Below are 17,610 nucleotides of genomic sequence, written 5' to 3' on the forward strand. Positions count from 1 at the left end.
TCTGCGGATTCTGACTGATTATATTTACCGCCAACAGGATGATTTTTAATTTGCTAGTTTAAAGATGAGTAAAAAATCAAAAAATAGGAAACATTATTGTTTAAATAATCCTGGCAATAAGGATATATTATTGCTGAGAGATGCAGTACATAAGGCTTTAACTAATGAACAATTTATAGTTGAAATTCCAGTCCGTGATGATGAAATAATAGAAATAGAAGAAAATAAAAATAAGAACTCCCCAAATAATCGTCTAGTATCAATTAAGATTAACAAATTGGATTATCATAATGAGAAATCTAAAGTTGAAAAAATTTGGAAAGTTGATTTAGAAAAACCCATACCTGGTATCTCAACCCAAAGTAAAACTCCTGAATGTGCTATTTTAGTATTACAAAAATATCAGGATAAAACACAAAATTTGATTGATGAAAAAATTTATAGATTGATGATTATTTTAATTGAATTAAAATCCTCCATAAATGTGAAAAATTATCATGATTCTATTTTAAAAAATATTGAGGGTAAATTTGCGGATGGCATGAGTAGGATGTATATTTTATTGACTTTAAACAATCACTTAAATCCAATTCAAGGTTATCACGAGGAAACCATATATATAGATTTTCAAGGTATTTTGTTTTATCTCAAAAGCAATTTGATAGATAACAATAGTCAATTGTATTCAATTTTAAATAATGAAACTGATTTGTTAACTTGTCCTACTCTTTTAAAGGAACAAGATAAAATCAAGATTAAACACTTTAAAGTTACCAATCAAATGACTATCAGTTTGGAGACTATCTTATCAAAATAGAAGTTGTTTACAAGTTTTTATGGACTACCGCTAACCTTCCAAATAATGACTCTGCCAGCATCGTAAACTAATGTCGCCAATTCGTAAAGGAATTGGATCGGCGGATAATTATAAAACCATAATCGGGGGGCGATCGCCATAGAATTATCAACCTTTTCGGGACGACAACTTACTACTTTTTGCACGGGAAAATCGCAGGATTTAAACATAATCCAACTTCGGAAACTGTGGGGTTTATTGCAGTATAAAATAACTGACTCTAGGGGCCAATATTTTTCCTGCTTTAACCAATAACGCAATACCCGCGCATTATCAAAGGTATCTAAATAGGTTTTATCTCGGACATTTTGGGGAACCAAAACCTGTAAATCTGGGCGCAATTGCTGGAGAAATTCCCCTGCATAATCTTCCTCAGATTGGGAATGTCCGAAGGGATTACCAGGGGCAACAAACACGCGAGAATTGGGTTCAGCATCGGCGGCTAACTGACAGATTACTGCTTTAAAATAAGGGGATAAGTTATCGACGGCTGCAGTGGCTTCTGTAGCGGTTAATCCCTCGGTGACGATGATATAATCAGCCATTAGTTATCAATTCCTCCGTAATTATCGAACACCCATTTAAGACTACGACGCATCCCTTCTTCTAGGGAAACTTTGGGAGAATAGCCTAATTCTCGTTGGGCTTTGGCAACTGAACAGGCGATGGTTTTATTCATTTCAGATAATACATGAATTTTTTGCTGATATAATCCTAAACTCTGCAAAGTGCCATCTACTAAGGTGGCGATATCTCCGGTAATTCCGGGTAATTTTAAACGTTTGTGGGCGCAAGTTTGGTTAAATTCGGATTCTAGGAGTTTCTCGACTGTATCGATAATTTCATTCATGGAATAGGGGCGATTATCGGCTATCCAGTAGGTTTGACCGTTGGCTTTTTCGGATTCGGCTGATAGCAAAAGTCCCTGACAGAGATTGTCGATATAAGCCATCGATCGCAAATTATTTCCATCTCCCACAATGGGACCTTTTCCATCCCGAATCATTTGGAAAAATAGGGTTTGTCGGGGGGGTTGGTTGGGGCCGTAAAACCAAGGCGGACGGACAATAACGGTTTCTATTTTCCCTGATTTCTGTACCTCGGACACGGCTAATTCCATCAGCATTTTGGATTTGCCATAATTCATATAGGGATGGTAGGGGGATTTTTCATCGAATAGATGATCCGGGTGAGGATTGCAACCACAGGGAGAATTAGAAGAGACAATCACGGCCCTTTTTACGCGATTTGTGATTGCGGAATTTAACAGGTTTTGGGTTCCGTTGACATTAATATGATAAAATTCGGAAACGCGCGGAGGGTGAATGATTCCGGCGGTATGAAATAGAATGGCATGGTTCGCATTTTCACAAAAGCGATCGCAGTCTTGGGGATTCCGTAAATCGCCGACAATCACTTCAATTTTATCGGAGAGGTTGGTGAGACTTTCGGGGTTTTGACCGGGTAAAATTAGACAGCGAATCATCAGATTATTTCTGGGTTGGGAAAAAGCCTCAATATCTGGGAGTCCTTTAACTAAGGCTTTAACTAAACTGAATCCTAACCAGCCTAAAGCGCCTGTAACTAAAACTAGATCACTCATGGTTTCCTCCTTGGTCTTCTGAGAGAATAATTAACGGAATTTCTCGTTGTAGGGTGACAAACTCCCCCCTATCAGGATCATAAACCCAAGCGTGAATAGTGGTTTCTCCGGGGGGAATATCTGGGGCGGAAAGTTCAGCGATCCAAGCGGATTTTGAGTAGCGATCGCTGTTAAAATGTTGCACAATATCGGGGGTCTGTATGTTAATTTCTGTGTCGGCGAAGAAAAAGTCCTGGTCGTTATATGAAAAAAAGACGCGATCGGGTTGTTGGTCGCGATCGCCAAACGCCGCCCAACCGTCTACCATAAAGCGATCACCGGGGTTTAAAGTTAAGGTGGCGAGGGGGGGATTAATATAGCCGTAAATGGTTTCAGGTTGGCGGTTAAAGCGGGGGTTAGGGATGCCATCAAGAATTACTTTAATTTGAGTTTCTCCAGCCAAAGGTAGTAATTCTGCCGATTCCCCTACCCTGATCCAGGCCTGAATTGATGTGTTTTGATACAGATTAAAAACGGCTGTTTCTATGGCAGCCCGCCACATATTTTGGTTGATTTCGGAGTAAGCAATGGCTGTGGTTTCTGAGGAATTGGAAAGTATCAAAAGCTGATTATTGTCATCAACTAGCTGGGGATTAAGTTGTAATTCTCCGGTTAATAGAATCCAGCCATTTTGATGGTTTTGGGAAAACACACCTGGGGAATTATCCCAGATGATCGCACCATAATTTTCGGAACTCTTGATAAATTGTAGGTTAGGACTATCGATAAATCCTAAGTCATTTAAGACCATTGCTGTTTGTTTAAAGCGATCGCGAGAGGGGATAATTTTAAACCATTGCCAGCAGTCAGGAGAGCGATCGTCCCAAACTTGGATCACGTTTAAGCAGCTTGTGATATGGTTAGAAACTCGTCGATAGAATTGACCTTCTTTAATGGCGTATACCGAATTAATTGCGGTTAGAAAAATTATCAATATGGCTACACCAGTTAATCCCCGTTTCCATGGGATAACGGGAAGTTCTCGATTAGGGAAATATAAGCCAATTTGTAACACTGCTACCCACAAAAATAGGGAATTGCTGGTATATCTGGAACCTAAAGCAAAATCTAAGCCTAAATCGGTAAATGCGGCTTCAGCCCTGCCAAAAGTGGTAATGGCGGCAAATAGTAAGGCGAACAATGCTAAACTAATCCAGGGGGCGACGGTTTGTAAAAATTGGAACCCGTTTTTTTGATATCCCCAGGCGATCGCACCCCCAAAGCTGAATAATACCAAAACCCCCAAAATATTGGCTATTGGCACGGAATAGAAACCGAGAGGGGCTCCCAATAGTATCAAGAAAAAACGCGCCCAAAATACGGAATGATTGAGCAGATACAAAAGGTTAAAATTGCTGGGATGATCCCGATTATATCCTATCACATAAACGGCGGTAGTAATTCCAAATAATCCTAGCCATATCAGGCTATTTTTTAATCCTGATTTGATGGTGGTATTAGTTAAAAAAACTGTGGGTAAAATCGCCAACCATCCTATAATACCTTGGGCTAATGTGAAGCTGGCAATCATCATGGGTAGAGTCGCCCAAATTAGGCTTTTTTGGTGCTGGGGCTGTTGTGAATTGAGAACCCAGAGAGAAATTGTCACACACAGATTAACTAGAAATATCCCCAATTGCAATCCCCACAGCCAATTTTGATACTGCACGAGGGAAAACAGAATCAGCCAGGATAGACCATTAATAATGTGGAATCTTTGGGAGTGCGAAATATCTGGATAGCATTGGCGAGAAATTTTGACAATAAAAATTCCGTTGAGGATAGCAAATAACACCCCAATCAAGATTTCATAAATCTTCTCCCAACCGGAAATAAATGCCAAGGGGACGACAATTAATCTCAGGAAAAAGTAGCGATGATCATTGTAGATTTCGGCAAAATCACTTAACCCAGCTTTTCCCTGGGCTATTTTCTCAAAGATGGCGGCGATCGCCCATTCATCCCAGAGGGGAACTCTCACGCCGTAGATAATCACAAAAGCAATTAAAATTAAAACCGGAATCAGGTAGAGTGCTGTGGTTGATCTAATTGTTATTTTCCGGGGAATTGACAACATTATTGATGGCATAAATCAGAACATTTTTGGCAGTTGGCAATTGTTGACCGGCTAAAGTTGGTCTAAAAATTTTAACGCATTCCGTCGAGCGATCGCCATAATCGACCCTTGAGGATTCACGCCAGGGGCGGTACATAACAGACTTCCATCAGCAATATAAAGATTGTCAAAGCCATGAATTTTGCCAAAGGAATCGACCGCACAAAGGCGGCGATTTTCCCCCATAGGACAGGAAGAAAACAGATGAACCGTCATCAAATTGGTACTCGCCGCCGGGAGAATTTCGGGGATGCGATCGCCATCGTCTCCCTTCAACCGCCCAAACCCCGACAAACTGGGATAAACGGCGATCGCCCCCGCCTCAAATAGCAGTTGAGACAACTTCCGCAAGCCGTCACCCAAATCCCGCAAATCCTCACCCGTGAGGCGATAGCGCACCAAAGGATCGCGAAAACCGGGGAGAGTACGCACCGACCCCCGACCGGAGGCGGTAATCATGGCATAATAAATCGCCATATTTTCCCAGTGGCGGTGTACCTCCCCCATATACTCAGGATGATCCACCATTCCCACCGACAGGTAAGGGGGGGAACTAATCGAACAGCCAAAACTGAACCGGGGGGCGAACTCCTTAACCTGATGGACGGGAACCCCCATATCAAGGGCGTTAACAGGTTCGGAAAATTGGGCGATCGCCTTAACCGTCGGATGCAGTTGTAGAGAATTACCAATATTTTCAGTAATCCCACTGCGCCGCAACAAAGCCGGGGTTTGGATAGCCCCGCCACAGATAAACACCGTTTCCGCCTCAATTTCGCCCGTATTAGCCCACAGAGTCCACTTTTGACCCCGGCGACCAATTCGGTTAATTCGCGTCTCTGAGCGCAACCTACACCCCGCCCGTAACGCGCGAGGAATAAAGGTTTTGGTCATTGACTGGCGCTTTCCCTTGGGTGGCAAATTCGGGTCATCCTGGGTTTCATAGCGAAACCAGCGCGGCACTTCTAGGGACTCCCAGCCCAACTTGATAGCCCCTTGGTGGAGTTTCAGAGAGGCGGCGGGGGGTTTTCCTGGTAGGGGACAGACAGTAACAGCCTCTTCGCAGGCTTGAAAATGGGGTAATAGGTCAGCATCCCCTAAACCTTCCACCTGAAACTCAGTCCGCCACCTCTCCAATACCTGCGGCGGGGTTCGATGGTACAGCCCGCTGTTGATTTCGCTACCTCCCCCCACACAGCGACCTTCGACATATTGCACTTTTGGGGTTCCTAGGGCTGCTGTTAACCCGCCATGGCGATATTTCTGCACCATTTCTTCCTGGGAAAAGGGCGCACAGGACTCTAGGGGAAGAAAAGCCCCTTCTTCGATAAGTAGCACATCCCGTCCGGCTTCGGCTAATAAACAGGCGGTAATTGCACCTCCAGGACCGGAACCAATGACGGCAATTTCACAGGACTGGGGTTCAAACATGGCGATCGCATTGATTGGAATTAACCAAAGATTGCCAACACAGTACCACTAAACTCTCATAAAAGCGCATCAAATCCCGACAGGGACTAAAAGGGGAATTTTTCCAGGCTTCGATTTGTTGGCGACGAAGCTGGTGGGGTTGACGATGAAAGGGTGAGGCGTTTAGCCATCCCCAGCAGTCGAAAATAACGGTTAATAGCCAGATGGGAAATTGCAGATAATCCGGCATTCGGCGATGTTGTTCGAGGACAAATCGCACGACATCATTATGATAAAATTCGCGGGTTTCCTCCGTGGGGGTGCGATCGTAAATAATTGAGTAACAGAGGGCGGAGGCGGTACTATTAAATAGTTTCGTCATGGCTATCAATTCGATTCACTCCTGCTTAAAACTTAATTGGCGATCGCCACGAAACTCAACAACTATGTTTCCTTACCGATATTTAGCACAGAAACCCCGTTTATAGGGTTTGACGGTGGGGGAGTTTCCCTGAGCGCGAGCCTACTACTACTTTAGATCTGATAACATATAGTCTAGTCGTGTCGCGACGGGTGGAATTGGTAGAGGCGATAATTTAAATGCAAAAAATTGTTGTTGGTCTTTCAGGAGGGGTTGATAGTTCCGCAGCCGCGGCTATTCTGCATCACCAAGGATATGAGGTGGTGGGGTTAACCCTATGGTTAATGCGGGGTAAGGGTCAATGCTGTTCCGAGGGTATGGTGGATGCAGCCCATATCTGCGAACAGCTTGGCATTCCCCATTATATTGTCGATAGCCGCGATCTGTTCCAAACCCATATTATTGATTATTTGGTCGAAGGATATGGGGCGGGGATTACTCCTTTACCCTGTTCCCAGTGTAATCGTGCCGTTAAGTTTGGCCCGATGCTGGGTTATGCTTCTACGGAGTTAAATATTAACCGGATCGCTACCGGTCACTATGCTAGGGTTTCCTATAATTCACAATGCGATCGCCATCAGTTAAAACGCGCCGTCGATCGCACTAAGGATCAGTCTTATTTTCTCTATGATTTAACTCAGGATATACTAGGCGCTGTGGTTTTTCCCCTCGGAGAAGTCCCGAAATCCGAAACTAGACGCATCGCCGCTCAGTATAACCTGAAAACTGCTGATAAACCCGAAAGCCAAGACCTCTGTTTGGTCGAGGCTAATGGTTCTATGCGCGCCTTTTTGGATAAATATATTACTGGGAAAAAAGGCGAAATTGTCGATCCTGAAGGTCGGGTTTTAGGAGAACATGATGGCATCCACCACTATACTATCGGTCAACGCCGAGGTTTGGGAATTTCTGCACCTGAGCCATTATATGTCCTGAGTATTGACCCCGGACGAAATCGGGTAGTAGTTGGCGATCGCGATCGTATGACTCAAACCGAATGCACCATTAGGCGCGTTAATTGGGTATCTATTGCGCCGCCCTCTGAACCTATCCGCGCCGAGGTACAAATTCGTTATCGCAGTAAGCCATTACCCGTAACCGTGGTTCCTTTATCTTCCGAACCAGACCCCCAAATTGGCACCAGAGTCCGACTGATTTTTGATGAGCCTATTTTCGGAATTACCCCCGGTCAGGCGGCTGTATGGTACTCCGAAGATTTGCTCCTAGGTGGCGGCGTGATTGAACGTCAGACCACTTAACCCATAACCCCAAAATAGAGGCTTGTTCTCCCTATCTTGGGGCTTTCTGGTACGGGGAGGCGATCGCATCTTGTTCGCTACCAAACCACCTTTCGTGTTATGTTTTCTAAGCAAGTTATCCGATTCAGATAGAATGCCGACAATTTTAGCGATCGCCAATGGGAAAGGTGGAGTTGGTAAAACCACAACCGCCGTCAATCTCGCTGCTATACTTTCGAGCAACTTCTCCACCCTCCTAGTAGATACAGACCCCCAGGGTTCCGCTATGTGGTGGGTTGAACAGGGAGAAATGCCCTTTGATGTCTCAGAAGAAACCAATCCTAGTCTCCTGAAACAGCTAAGGAAAGTTCAACAAGTCCAAATGATTGTCGTTGATACCCCCCCAGCCTTGAAATCCGAATCCCTAGCCGCCGTAGTCCAGGTAGCTGATTATCTAATTTTACCCAGCCAAGCCGCACCCATGGATTTAGTAGCCTTAATGGCTACTGTACGCGATCGTGTCGCCCCCATCAACATTGATTATAAAGTCCTGCTCACCAAAGTTGACCCCCGCAGTATTGGAGATGCTTTTGAGGCTCAAAAGTCCTTGCGGGAATCAGGTATTCCAGTTTTCCAGAATTTTATTCGCTCCTACAAAGCCCATGAACGCTGTCCCCTAGAAGGCGTTTCCATTATTCGGTCTCGCAGCAAAAATGCCAGAGAAGCAGCATCAGACTATCGCCGCGTCGTAGCCGAACTCCTGAGAAGCCTAACATCAAACCCCAATACAGACTGACATCCCCCGCCGTCCATGGGACTCGAAGGATGTCAGTAGAACCGGAAATTATTGGAAAAGCCTAGAGTTGTTTAACCTCAGAAGCCAACTTAGCAACCATATCCTTAGCGCTGCCAAATAGCATCATAGTTTTGTCCTTGTAGAACAAATCATTATCAACCCCAGCAAAACCCGTACTCATACCACGCTTAATCACAATAGTATGCTTGGCTTTATCTACATCCAGAATCGGCATTCCGTAGATCGGGCTATTTTTATCTTCCCGCGCCGCCGGGTTAACCACATCATTAGCCCCAATCACCAGAGCCACATCAGTCTGTTCAAATTGGGGGTTGATGTCATCCATATCATACAACTGCGGATAGGGAACATTCGCCTCGGCTAACAGAACGTTCATGTGTCCCGGCATCCGTCCCGCCACCGGGTGAATTGCATATTTCACATCCACCCCCAAGGATTCTAGCATATCCACCAGTTCCTTAACCGAGTGCTGTGCTTGAGCTACAGCCATGCCATAACCCGGAACAATCACCACAGAACGAGCATACCCCAACATCATCGCCCCTTCTTCCGGGTCGATATTGCGAACACTCTGATTGGTTGCACCACCAGAAGCGCTAGGCGCTGCCGCTGTACCTTCACCTGTACCAAACCCAGCAAATAGGACGTTGGTAATCGAGCGGTTCATCGCCTTACACATGATCACCGTAAGGATAATACCAGAAGCACCCACCAAAGCCCCAGCAATGATCAGCAGGTTATTCATCACCACAAAACCCGCCGCACTAGCAGCTAACCCTGAGAATGAGTTTAACAGGGAAATCACCACCGGCATATCTCCGCCACCGATAGGGATAACAAAAAGCACTCCCAGCACCAGAGAAATGCCCACTAAAGCCAGGAAAACCGGGACGTTGAAGGGTTGTACACAGATATAAACACTTGCCCCTACAAAGCTAATTAACAGGGCTAGGTTAAAGGGTTGTTGCAAGGGAAACAGAATCGGAGAGCCACTCATAATCCCTTGCAGTTTGGCGAAAGCGATGAGGGAGCCGGTGAAGGTGACACCGCCAATTAGAACCCCTAACACCGCTGTAACAGTAGTTGGTAGGGGGGGAGCATCAGAGGTAGCTAAATAGCGCCAGAACTCGCCTACAGCCACCATAGAAGAAGCTGCACCACCGAGACCGTTAAACAAACCGACCATCTGAGGCATATCAGTCATTTCGACTTTATAGGCGGCGATGCCACCAATAGCCGAACCTATGGCGATCGCTATCAGAATTGTGCCGTAGTTGAGAACCTGCTGATTAAGAAGCGTAGCCACGATCGCAATTAACATCCCAATAGATGCCAATATATTCCCATTGCGAGCCGTCGCCGGAGACCCCAACTTTTTCAGACCAAAGAAAAACAGGGTTACCGCCACCAAATAACTTAACTCAATGCCTGTTGGTAGAAAGTCGATCATGCTTTAACCTCCTTTTTCTTGAACATTTGCAGCATCCGGTCAGTAACCAAAAAGCCACCCACAACATTAATAGTAGCCAGTACCACAGCCACAATACCCAGAATCACCGTGATGTTCCAATCCTGTTCTCCGGCAATAATAATCGCCCCTAAAACCGCAATTCCTGAGATGGCATTAGCCCCAGACATTAGGGGCGTGTGTAGGGTTGGTGGTACTTTCGTAATCACCTCAAACCCGGCAAAAGATGCCAGGACAAAAACAAATAAAGCCGAAATCAGAGTTTCTGTTGTCATTCAATATCTCCAGTAGCTTGGAAAGCGTCTAGCTGTTCGTCACTGTTACCCAGTGACCCGGCCGCCCACCGCAGTTTCCCCCTCACAAAGAGGCTAGAGATGCCTGTGGTGTTTACTATTGACCCACAGGAACTCCCAAAGCCTCTTTAACCCGTTGGGAACGAATTTCGCCGCCGTGGGTAACACAGGCTCCATCGAGGATGTCATCTGCGAAGTTTAGATCAAGTTCTCCCTCCTTAGTTACCATCAGTTGTAATAAGGCTGAGAGGTTTTTAGCATATACTTCGCTGGCATGAACAGGCATGGAGCCTGGTATGTTAATGGGTCCCATGATGGTGACACCATTTTTCTGGATGTTTTTACCTGGTTCTGAACCCTCGCAATTCCCCCCCTGTTCGGCCGCTAGGTCTACAATCACTGAACCTGGTTTCATTTGAGCCACCATGTTAGCGTTGACTAGAACCGGGGCTTTTTTGCCGGGGACTTGGGCGGTGGTAATCACCACATCAGAAGCAGCGACGTGCTGGGTTAGCACTTCCTGGGTGTGTTGTTTGGCTTGCTCTGAGATTTCTTTGGCATAGCCTCCCTCGGCGACGGTATCTTCGTCTAGGGTGACATCTACGAATTTAGCCCCCAAACTTTGGACTTGTTCTTTGACTTCTGGGCGAATATCAAAGGCTTCTACGATCGCTCCTAAACGCCGTGCTGTGGCGATCGCTTGTAGTCCGGCTACCCCCGCCCCTAGAACTAACACTTTAGCCGGTCGGATAGTTCCGGCCGCCGTGGTCAGCATCGGGAAGTATTTAGGCAAATTCGCCGCCGCGATCAGAACTGCCTTATATCCGGCAATATTAGCCTGGGAAGATAGGGCATCCATACTTTGGGCGCGACTGGTACGCGGGACCATTTCCATACTGAAAGCTGTCACCCGGCGATCGCTTAATTTTTGGATCAGATCTGGCTCTCCCAACGGGTTGAGAAATCCGATTAATACTGCTCCCTCTGCCATTTTGCCAACTTCCTCTTCTTGTGGCGGGCTCACTTTCAGCAGGATATTGGCTTCTCCCCACAGCTTGGCTGAGTCAGTAATCACTTGGGCTCCCGCTTCCTCATACAGAGCATCCGAAAAACAAGACCCTTCCCCGGCTCCGGCTTCCACATAAATTTCTAAGCCTTGTTTAACTAGACGAGATACTACGTCCGGGATCAAAGCCACTCGGCGTTCATTAACGTTCAGTTCTTTGGCGATCGCAATTTTCATCAAAAACTCCTATATCTCAAATTCCGTCCCTTTTCGACGGCTTGACCAAAATCTTTTCGCGTTCTGGGCGGGTTTAGCAGTCTTATTTGTGATAATTGAGGGCTGACAGTTAAACCCGCCCCTACAGGATTCTATGATAGCGATCGAAATTTGATCTGCCTTGGGAAAGTGCGTCACATCAGAATATTTGTCATTTTTTGATGACAAGCATCCCATATTACAGCACCCCACCTCTCTGGCCGTCTGGGTTGAAGTAGCCAATCAAAATGTGCAACCTTTGCTACAACAAGCTAATCACTGCTACCACAGCAACTCGACACAATGATGATGATTGTGCCAGAATGAGTGTCTAGTTTGACATCATAATCGTAGTTGTTCCGATTGATTGATATCTTAGGTTTGTCTTTATGTCAAAAATAATCCTTTAACCATAAGTCAAATTGTTACCGCCGTTACACTTATCGCAGGAGTTTGTATCAATGAAAATCCGTTCTCTAGTTTCTGGTTTGACACTGACTGGCTTTTTATTGGGAGCTTTTCCGACCCTAGCTTGGGCGCAATCAGGTCCGGGTGTGACTTTGTTTGGTGGACCGGAAAGGGCGAATTTGCTCAATTTCTTTCTACAAAGTGGCCGCTCTGGTCGCTGGGACCGCTACAGATTAAGAATTCCGGCGAGACAGCTAAATATGGCTGTGGCTCTGATCTCGATTTCCTATCCTGAACATTTCGAGGGTAGATTTGACCCAGATCGCATTGAAGTTCGGATCGGTGATCAGTCAATTCCCCTAGAGGAGGTAATCTGGGATGCCGAAAACAATTTTATTGAAATCTATCCCGAAGAACCCATCCCAGCCGGACAGTCTTTGGAAATTGTCATGTCCAACGTCAGAAATCCTACCTTTGGTGGGATGTTCCACTTTAATGCTAATGTCCGCAGCCCCGGTGATGTGCCTCTGTTACGCTATGTTGGTACTTGGGTCCTGAGTATTGATTAACAGATGCTGGGGCGGTTGAGTTCATCACATTAACGGCTCCTAGACTCGCCACCTGATGTCTCTAATTTTAGCAGGTGTATGTGCTAAAATAGGGGATTGTGATTTTAACACTGATTGTGGGAGGATAGACAAATGGCTCAACAAACGCTCAAAGGAACTAGCCGTAAGAAAAAAAGAGTATCTGGGTTTCGGGTACGGATGCGGACTAGAAATGGCCGTGCAGTGATTAGGTCTCGGCGGCAAAAAGGACGGTCACGGTTATCTGTTTAAGGGAGTTAACTCACAGCAGATGGTCAATTGAGTTTGGGAATAGTTATAGCAGTGGTCAAAACCCTGAGAAGCAAACCATAGACTCAATCTGTGATTGATATTAGCCCTAGGTTCTATTCCCGGTGATGCACCCTCGCTGGTCTAAGTGTCAACTGCTATAACTAATAAATATCGAAATGTTGCCTCAAGTAAATCGACTGCGCGCTCCCAAAGATTTTAAGGCAGTCTATACTAGGGGACTACATCGTAAAACTGCTCATTTAACCCTAAGAGCATTAAAACGGTTAGTTCCGCCTGAGATAGATGCAGGAGACCCACCGAGTCGGTTTGGTATTTCTATAAGTCAGAAGGTTAGTAAGCGCGCGGTGCGACGAAATCTGCTCAAACGACAAATTAGAGCCGGACTGCGAGAGTTATTACCAAAAATCTCGCCAGGTTGGGATGTGGTGATTGTGGTGAAGCCAACGGCGATCGAGTGCAATTATGCAGAAATTCTGCGAGAATTAGAAAAGTTGTTAGTACAAGCAGAGGTTTTACATGGGCATTCGGGAGGAGAGCTTTTATGAAGGCGGGCCCCATATTGGTGATCTGATTATAAATTTACTGATCGGATTTACAATTATCGGCCTGCCTTTGACTGTGGGAGCGGTGGTGCGGGCACTGTGGCTGCGTTATCGTATTACTAACCGCCGGGTTTCTGTGATTGGAGGATGGATGGGACGCGATCGCACTGATGTGGTGTACTCGGAAATTGTCAGTGTGGCGAAAGTGCCTAGGGGACTGGGAGCCTGGGGAGATATGGTGCTGACCCTAAAAAATGGTAACCGTCTGGAACTAAGAGCTTTGCCGAGATTTCGAGAGCTTTACGACTACATTAGTGAAAAAATTGCTCAAAAACAGGGAAGACCGCCGGGTGTGATCGGTCAGTAACTTCAAATTCACCTGATAGGCTAGAGAGTGTTGATGGGTGGTAATGATCAAGGATCAGATCGAAGGAAAAAGTTCCACCTGGGGAACTAAATTGTTAAAATTTGTATAAAAAATCAAGCAGCTAGGTTAACTATTGACGCATGGACTTTGGTATTGGGTTTCTTTCCAACAATTTGATGTTACCGATCCTGGATTTTTTCTACGGGATCGTCCCTAGTTACGGTTTGGCGATCGTAGCCTTAACTCTGGTGATTCGTTTTGCACTATATCCGCTGAATGCCGGGTCAATTCGGAATATGCGGCGGATGAAGGTGACGCAACCGCTGATGAAAGAGCGAGTGGACAAAATTCAAAAGCTCTATAAAGATGACCCGGTGAAACAACGCGAAGAGATGAGCAGAGTATATAAGGAATTGGGTAATCCTCTGGCGGGTTGCTTTCCATTACTGCTACAGATGCCAATTCTATTTGCTTTGTTTGCTACCCTGCGAGGATCACCTTTCTCGGATGTTAACTACACCATTGACCTGCAAATTTTTCCCCAAGAACAAATTGAGCAAATTCAACCGCAAATATATAAGAGTAAGGCTCAGAATGTTTATGTAGCAGATGGGGTTCACTCTTCGGTACAGGCGTTGATTGATACTGGTAATAGTTTGGCTGTGGGACAAAAAACCGAGGTCAAATTTGAAACAGCACAGGGGGAAAGTCTACGGTCGAAGCTCGATAGTTACGAAAATCCGAAAGTTAAACCCCATTGGATGGTAACTAAGGGGGAAGATAAGGTTCAGATTGATGATGAAGGCAATTTGGTAGCGGTGAAACCGGGTGAAGTGACTATCCAAGCGAGCCTGAAAGGAATTGCTGCTGATAAGGGATTTTTGTTTATTGATGCCTTGGGACGGGTAGGAGCTTTTGATGATGATGGTAATATCCACTGGGATATAGTGGGGATGATTTTGGGATTTGGGATTAGTTTGTATATTAACCAGGTACTATCTGGTCAAAATCAAGCTGGTTCTGGTAATCCTCAACAAGATACGGTTAACAAAATCACGCCAGTTTTATTTACGGGGATGTTTTTCTTCTTCCCACTACCGGCTGGTGTTTTACTGTATATGCTGATTGCTAATATTTTCCAAACAGGTCAGGCGTTTATCTTGTCGCGGGAACCTTTACCGGAAAATCTCCAGAAAATTGTGGAGGAGTCTAGCGCGAAAACCAGCACAAAAGACAAAAAAGACAAGAAACAAGGTGAAAGTGGACGTGCTTCACTTCCTTTTGAACCAGGACATTCTAAGAAGAAGGCATAAACTAAGCAATGGAGAAGACTCAAATTAGTCAAGGTCAGGAGTGGATAGAGGAACTCCTAAAACTAGGAGATATTTCGAGTAATGTGGTCCTGAAGCAGGAGGAGGACTCCTGGTGGTTAACCATTGAAAATCCCAATCTGTCCCCTGAACAGGCTAAAAATCTGATTGGTGATGGTGGTGAGGGACTCGATTCGATTCAGTATTTGGTGAATACAATTCTGAATTTGGGGAAAGACAACGGTGAAAAAGTGGCTTACACTGTGGAGCTAAATGGGTATCGTGCCCGCCGCTACCAAGAATTAAGGGCTTTGGCAGAAAATGCGGCGAGTCAGGTGCGACAAACGGGGATTGAGTTAGAAATTAAGTCTCTATCTTCGGTGGAACGACGGCTAATCCATAATATTCTCAAGGATAGTGAGGGTGTGGAAACTTATAGTCAGGGGACTGAACCCGATCGCCGTCTAGTGATTAAAGTGAAAGGCTGACAAAAATTTTGGCATGGGGAGCGACGGCGGCAAGATTATGGATGCTATTTACATCCCTCATTTGCTTAATGCACATCAGCGGACGGTGGAGTTTCAGTTTGAGGAGTTTATCCCGGATTTGGATACTCTGACTCCGGTGCGAGGGTATATGCGAGTTAGTCATAGGACGACATTTTTGGATATCCAGGGTCGTGCGGAGGCGATTGTGACTTTGACCTGCGATCGCTGTCTGAAACAGTACAACCACCGCTTGAAAATCAAGACTTCTGAGGTGATCTGGTTGGAAAAATCGGATTACCAGATCGCTGAAGAGGTGGAGGTGGCTTTTGAGGATTTGGTGGAAACTCTGGACCCTCAAGGGCATTTTTCTCCTACGGATTGGTTTTATCAGCAATTGTGTTTGGAACTGCCAGGTCGTAAACTCTGTGACCAAGATTGTCAACTACCTGCTGCACCGAAGCCGGTTTCGGAATCAGTAGATGCACAGATTGATAGCCGCTGGGCAGCCTTGGAAGCGTTAAAAAAACAATTATCTGGATAAAAAAGCGATGAGCCAATTTAACCAGGAGTTTGAATTATTACTGCGATCGCGCTATCCGGTCATTTATATTCCCACATTAGAGGAGGAGCGCCTGGAGTTAGCTATCAAGCAGATAGGAAAAAACCAAGGCAATCGAGCGGTTTATGTGTGGGATTTTGTGGACGGTTACAACGAGGGAAATCCTAATGATATAGGATTGGCGGTTCGTAACCCCTTACTAGCTTTGGAGTTTGTGGAAAAAGTGCCGGACACGACACCGGCGATTTTTATTTTGCGGGACTTTCATCGGTTTTTAGATGATATTTCGATTTCTCGTAAAATCCGTAATCTGGCGCGTAGCCTGAAGTCTCAACCGAAAAATTTGGTGATTATTTCCCCCCAAGTTACTATTGCTGAAGACCTCAGCGAAGTGATCACGATTCTGGAATTTCCGTTACCCGATCGCCCCACTATTGCTAAGTCGGTAGAAGGGCTATTGATGGCAACGGGACAAACCCCGGAACCGCGTCTGTTAGATGAAATGGTGCGCTCGTTTCAGGGTCTGTCTATGGAGCGAATTAGGCGGATTTTGGCTAAGGCGATCGCTAATCATGGGGAACTACAACCCAGTGATATAGAGCTGATTTTGGAAGAAAAACGCCAAACTATTCGCCAAACTCAGATTTTGGATTTCTACCCGGCCAAGGAAAATATATCTGATATTGGCGGACTCGATAACCTCAAAGATTGGCTACTACGGCGGGGCGGCTCTTTTTCGGAACGGGCGCGACAGTATGGATTGCCCTATCCCCGTGGTTTGCTGCTGGTGGGGATTCAGGGGACGGGTAAATCTCTGACGGCTAAGGCGATCGCTCACCATTGGCATTTACCCTTATTACGTTTAGATGTGGGGCGGTTGTTTGCGGGACTGGTAGGGGAGTCAGAATCTCGGACTCGCCAAATGATTCAGTTAGCAGAGGCTCTCGCTCCCTGTGTCCTATGGATTGATGAAATAGATAAAGCCTTTGCGGGGGTTGATGGTAAGGGCGATGCGGGTACAACTAGCCGGGTATTTGGCACTGTGATCACTTGGTTGGCTGAGAAAACTTCTCCGGTTTTTGTCGTGGCTACTGCTAATAATATCCAATCTTTACCGCCAGAAGTTCTGCGTAAGGGTAGATTTGATGAGATATTTTTTGTGGGTTTGCCTAACCAAGATGAGCGGAAGGCGATTTTTGAGGTACACCTAACTAAATTGCGCCCCCAAAGTCTCAAAAATTACGATATGGATCGCCTAGCTTATGAAACGCCGGATTTCTCTGGGGCGGAAATTGAGCAAACTTTGATTGAAGCTATGCACATTGGTTTTAGTCAAAATCGTGATTTCACTACTGAGGATATACTGGAATCGGCTAGTCAAATGATACCTCTGGCTCGTACAGCCCGCGATCAGATTCAATTTTTGCAGGATTGGGCGGCGGCGGGTAAGGCTAGATTGGCTTCCCGACAAGATAGCCTCAATAAGCTATTTTAGACGGGGAATAGGCTATGTCATTTGTGGCTCCCCTTGATGTGGTCCCAATGTTCGCTATC

19 protein-coding genes are annotated in these 17,610 nt (G+C 45.6%); 11 read left to right on the plus strand and 8 right to left on the minus strand.

Annotated elements, in window-relative coordinates:
• The first annotated feature begins 64 nt into the window (after nucleotides 1-64).
• The gene (locus B9T16_RS03370) at nucleotides 65-817 is read left to right on the plus strand and encodes a hypothetical protein (protein ID WP_410244099.1); all 753 of its coding nucleotides are present in this window, start codon (nucleotides 65-67) and stop codon (nucleotides 815-817) included.
• A gap of 17 nt (nucleotides 818-834) precedes the next feature.
• Here B9T16_RS03370 and B9T16_RS03375 read toward each other — a convergent pair whose 3' ends face one another.
• Genes B9T16_RS03375 through B9T16_RS03395 form a run of 5 tightly spaced genes read right to left on the minus strand, consistent with a single transcriptional unit; the run spans nucleotide 835 to nucleotide 6,406 of the window.
• The gene (locus B9T16_RS03375; protein ID WP_410244100.1) at nucleotides 835-1,401 is read right to left on the minus strand and encodes a hypothetical protein; all 567 of its coding nucleotides are present in this window, start codon (nucleotides 1,399-1,401) and stop codon (nucleotides 835-837) included.
• Complete coding sequence (locus B9T16_RS03380; RefSeq protein ID WP_410244101.1) at nucleotides 1,401-2,459, minus strand: NAD-dependent epimerase/dehydratase family protein; 1,059 nt, start codon at nucleotides 2,457-2,459, stop codon at nucleotides 1,401-1,403. The genes B9T16_RS03375 and B9T16_RS03380 overlap by 1 nt, the downstream gene beginning before the upstream one ends.
• Nucleotides 2,452-4,575, minus strand: coding sequence for a hypothetical protein (locus tag B9T16_RS03385; protein ID WP_410244102.1), 2,124 nt, complete (start codon nucleotides 4,573-4,575; stop codon nucleotides 2,452-2,454). Before B9T16_RS03385 ends, B9T16_RS03380 begins: the two co-directional genes overlap by 8 nt.
• Nucleotides 4,576-4,626: 51 nt before the next feature.
• Nucleotides 4,627-6,045 carry a GMC family oxidoreductase N-terminal domain-containing protein gene (locus B9T16_RS03390; protein ID WP_006619137.1) on the minus strand — a complete coding sequence of 473 codons (1,419 nt, stop codon included), beginning with the start codon at nucleotides 6,043-6,045 and terminating at the stop codon, nucleotides 4,627-4,629.
• On the minus strand, nucleotides 6,038-6,406 hold the full coding sequence (locus B9T16_RS03395; RefSeq protein ID WP_006619138.1) for a hypothetical protein: 369 nt from the start codon (nucleotides 6,404-6,406) through the stop codon (nucleotides 6,038-6,040). Before B9T16_RS03395 ends, B9T16_RS03390 begins: the two co-directional genes overlap by 8 nt.
• 218 nt (nucleotides 6,407-6,624) lie before the next feature.
• On the opposite strand from B9T16_RS03395, the gene mnmA reads away from it, so the two are divergent.
• Nucleotides 6,625-7,704: a tRNA 2-thiouridine(34) synthase MnmA gene (gene mnmA / locus B9T16_RS03400; protein ID WP_006619139.1), complete on the plus strand. Its 1,080-nt coding sequence runs from the start codon at nucleotides 6,625-6,627 to the stop codon at nucleotides 7,702-7,704.
• 133 nt (nucleotides 7,705-7,837) lie between these two features.
• A complete protein-coding gene (locus B9T16_RS03405) occupies nucleotides 7,838-8,479 on the plus strand; it encodes a ParA family protein (RefSeq protein WP_014277482.1) in 642 nt (213 codons plus the stop codon).
• A 61-nt stretch (nucleotides 8,480-8,540) separates the two neighbouring features.
• Here the strand turns inward: B9T16_RS03405 and B9T16_RS03410 are convergent, their stop codons facing one another.
• The 3 genes from B9T16_RS03410 to B9T16_RS03420 form a co-directional block, all read right to left on the minus strand.
• On the minus strand, nucleotides 8,541-9,950 hold the full coding sequence (locus tag B9T16_RS03410; protein ID WP_006617138.1) for an NAD(P)(+) transhydrogenase (Re/Si-specific) subunit beta: 1,410 nt from the start codon (nucleotides 9,948-9,950) through the stop codon (nucleotides 8,541-8,543).
• A complete protein-coding gene (locus tag B9T16_RS03415; RefSeq protein WP_006617139.1) occupies nucleotides 9,947-10,243 on the minus strand; it encodes an NAD(P) transhydrogenase subunit alpha in 297 nt (98 codons plus the stop codon). Before B9T16_RS03415 ends, B9T16_RS03410 begins: the two co-directional genes overlap by 4 nt.
• Before the next feature lie 115 nt (nucleotides 10,244-10,358).
• Nucleotides 10,359-11,504, minus strand: a complete 1,146-nt coding sequence (locus B9T16_RS03420; protein ID WP_006617140.1) for a Re/Si-specific NAD(P)(+) transhydrogenase subunit alpha — start codon at nucleotides 11,502-11,504, stop codon at nucleotides 10,359-10,361.
• 479 nt (nucleotides 11,505-11,983) lie between these two features.
• Between B9T16_RS03420 and B9T16_RS03425 the strand changes: the two genes are divergently transcribed.
• The 8 genes from B9T16_RS03425 (at nucleotide 11,984) to B9T16_RS03460 (ending at nucleotide 17,551) form a co-directional block, all read left to right on the plus strand.
• Nucleotides 11,984-12,499: a DUF2808 domain-containing protein gene (locus B9T16_RS03425; protein WP_410244103.1), complete on the plus strand. Its 516-nt coding sequence runs from the start codon at nucleotides 11,984-11,986 to the stop codon at nucleotides 12,497-12,499.
• 132 nt (nucleotides 12,500-12,631) lie between these two features.
• Nucleotides 12,632-12,769 (plus strand): 50S ribosomal protein L34, encoded by a 138-nt coding sequence (rpmH, locus tag B9T16_RS03430; RefSeq protein ID WP_006617142.1) that lies wholly within the window; start codon nucleotides 12,632-12,634, stop codon nucleotides 12,767-12,769.
• Between the two features lie 176 nt (nucleotides 12,770-12,945).
• A complete protein-coding gene (gene rnpA / locus B9T16_RS03435) occupies nucleotides 12,946-13,335 on the plus strand; it encodes a ribonuclease P protein component (RefSeq protein ID WP_410244104.1) in 390 nt (129 codons plus the stop codon).
• Nucleotides 13,307-13,699, plus strand: coding sequence for a PH domain-containing protein (locus tag B9T16_RS03440; RefSeq protein ID WP_006617144.1), 393 nt, complete (start codon nucleotides 13,307-13,309; stop codon nucleotides 13,697-13,699). The genes rnpA and B9T16_RS03440 overlap by 29 nt, the downstream gene beginning before the upstream one ends.
• A 140-nt stretch (nucleotides 13,700-13,839) precedes the next feature.
• Nucleotides 13,840-15,012, plus strand: a complete 1,173-nt coding sequence (gene yidC, locus B9T16_RS03445) for a membrane protein insertase YidC (protein WP_006617145.1) — start codon at nucleotides 13,840-13,842, stop codon at nucleotides 15,010-15,012.
• An 8-nt stretch (nucleotides 15,013-15,020) separates the two neighbouring features.
• Nucleotides 15,021-15,497, plus strand: coding sequence for a protein jag (locus tag B9T16_RS03450; protein ID WP_317266817.1), 477 nt, complete (start codon nucleotides 15,021-15,023; stop codon nucleotides 15,495-15,497).
• Nucleotides 15,498-15,534: 37 nt separating this feature from the next.
• The gene (locus tag B9T16_RS03455) at nucleotides 15,535-16,038 is read left to right on the plus strand and encodes a YceD family protein (protein WP_014277485.1); all 504 of its coding nucleotides are present in this window, start codon (nucleotides 15,535-15,537) and stop codon (nucleotides 16,036-16,038) included.
• Between the two features lie 7 nt (nucleotides 16,039-16,045).
• The gene (locus B9T16_RS03460; RefSeq protein ID WP_035737329.1) at nucleotides 16,046-17,551 is read left to right on the plus strand and encodes an AAA family ATPase; all 1,506 of its coding nucleotides are present in this window, start codon (nucleotides 16,046-16,048) and stop codon (nucleotides 17,549-17,551) included.
• The last annotated feature ends 59 nt before the right edge of the window (nucleotides 17,552-17,610 follow it).

This window comes from Arthrospira sp. PCC 8006 (assembly GCF_046480465.1).
Lineage (GTDB): Bacteria > Cyanobacteriota > Cyanobacteriia > Cyanobacteriales > Microcoleaceae > Limnospira > Limnospira platensis.